Source organism: Jingyaoa shaoxingensis (genome assembly GCF_014385005.1).
Taxonomy (GTDB): domain Bacteria; phylum Bacillota; class Clostridia; order Lachnospirales; family Lachnospiraceae; genus Marvinbryantia; species Marvinbryantia shaoxingensis.
This window is the reverse complement of the sequence record NZ_JACRSZ010000056.1, coordinates 1-1,484: the sequence shown is the minus strand read 5'-3', so window position 1 is coordinate 1,484 and position 1,484 is coordinate 1. Positions and strand designations below refer to the sequence as shown.

At 39.4% G+C, this 1,484-nt stretch carries 2 protein-coding genes and 1 pseudogene; 1 reads left to right on the top strand and 2 read right to left on the bottom strand.

The window, feature by feature from the left end; genetic code table 11:
• Positions 1-101, bottom strand: a pseudogene (locus tag H8716_RS17435) (relaxasome subunit MobC); the annotation flags it as partial.
• A gap of 145 nt (positions 102-246) precedes the next feature.
• Positions 247-477, bottom strand: a complete 231-nt coding sequence (locus H8716_RS17430; protein ID WP_002578307.1) for a helix-turn-helix domain-containing protein — start codon at positions 475-477, stop codon at positions 247-249.
• Between the two features lie 175 nt (positions 478-652).
• Here H8716_RS17430 and H8716_RS17425 point away from each other — a divergent pair, with 175 nt between their 5' ends.
• Positions 653-1,282 carry a helix-turn-helix domain-containing protein gene (locus H8716_RS17425; protein ID WP_117347817.1) on the top strand — a complete coding sequence of 210 codons (630 nt, stop codon included), beginning with the start codon at positions 653-655 and terminating at the stop codon, positions 1,280-1,282.
• Positions 1,283-1,484 lie beyond the last annotated feature (202 nt).

Here is a 1,484-nt window from a genome sequence, read left to right as displayed (position 1 = left end):
CGTTTCTGTGCTGCATACTGTTTTGCTTTCTCAAGGCTTTCCTGTTCTTTCTTTTCCAACTGGAGCATACGCTCCTCATAACTCTTTGTTGATCTTGCCATAAATATCATCGTCCTTTCTTTTTCTTCCAAACATAAGTTTCCTGTTGTCTGTCAGACGAAGTACATGGTATAATCTGTTTGCGTGTAGGTATATCATGACTCCGGTCTGATAGAACCTTTGGCGGTTTCTTCGGGAACCGCTTTTTTAAGTTGAACCGTTTCTTGTGACTGCTTTCACATTTCCCTTATCCCTCAAGTCTCTGCCCTCGTTGGCTTCCATAAAAAGTTCCAGCATATCCGTTTTGATCAGGACTTTTCTCCCAACCTTTAATACCGGAAGTTTCTTCCATTCCACCAGTTTTCTCAGGGTGTTCCTGCCGATTCCCGTATAATCAGCAGCTTCTTCAATAGATAAGGCAATCTTTCTTTGTGTCATATGACCACCTCCTTTTAAATTGCATTATGCAATTTCATTTGTGCTGTCAGTATAGCGTGTTTATATTGCTTTGTCAAGCATTATGAAATTTCATTCGTTTTCTATAAATTGCATATTGCAATATATTTTGTTGCGTGGTATAGTAATGACATACCGAAAAAGGAGGCACATCAGCATGAAAGATAAAGAACTACGCAAGCTGATCGGCAGCAGGGCAAAACAGCGCCGTCTCGAATTAAATCTGACACAGCCTTATGTCGCAGAGAAGATGGGAGTTACCGCTTCCACAATCCTGCGTTATGAGAATGGTTCGATTGACAATACCAAAAAGATGGTACTGGAAGGCCTTTCGGAAGCACTTCATGTATCGATTGAATGGCTCAAAGGGGAAACCGATGAATATGAAACTGATATTACGGATAAGAAGGAATTGCAGATTCGTGATGTGATGGGCGATATTCTCAAACAGTTACCTCTTGATCTTAATAAAACAGAAGACGCTTTTTCTAAAGACTTACTGCTGTTAATGTTAAAGCAATATGAACTGTTTCTGGATTCGTTTCAGTTCGCCTGTAAAAATTACAAAGGCAGTACCAAAGATGCGGACATTGCCAAAGTAATGGGATTCGAATCGAAAGATGAATATAATGAGATTATGTTTCTCAGAGAGATCACACATACTGTCAACGCATTTAACGATATGGCAGATGTGATAAGGCTCTATTCAAAGAAACCGGAAGCAGCCGAACAAAGACTTGCCAATCTTTTATCCGAAGTTATGTATGAGGATTCTGAATCGGTATAGTAAGACAACCGGAGTTGTGATATACTTACACGCAAGAAGCATTTCAACAGTTCCGATTGTCTGATATCGAAAGGAGAAATACAATTATGGCAAAAGGATCTGTTAGAAAAAAAGGAAAAAAATGGTACTATCGCTTCTATGTAGAAGATGCAAGCGGTAAAATGGTTCAGAAAGAATATGCTGGAACCGAAAGTAAAAGTGA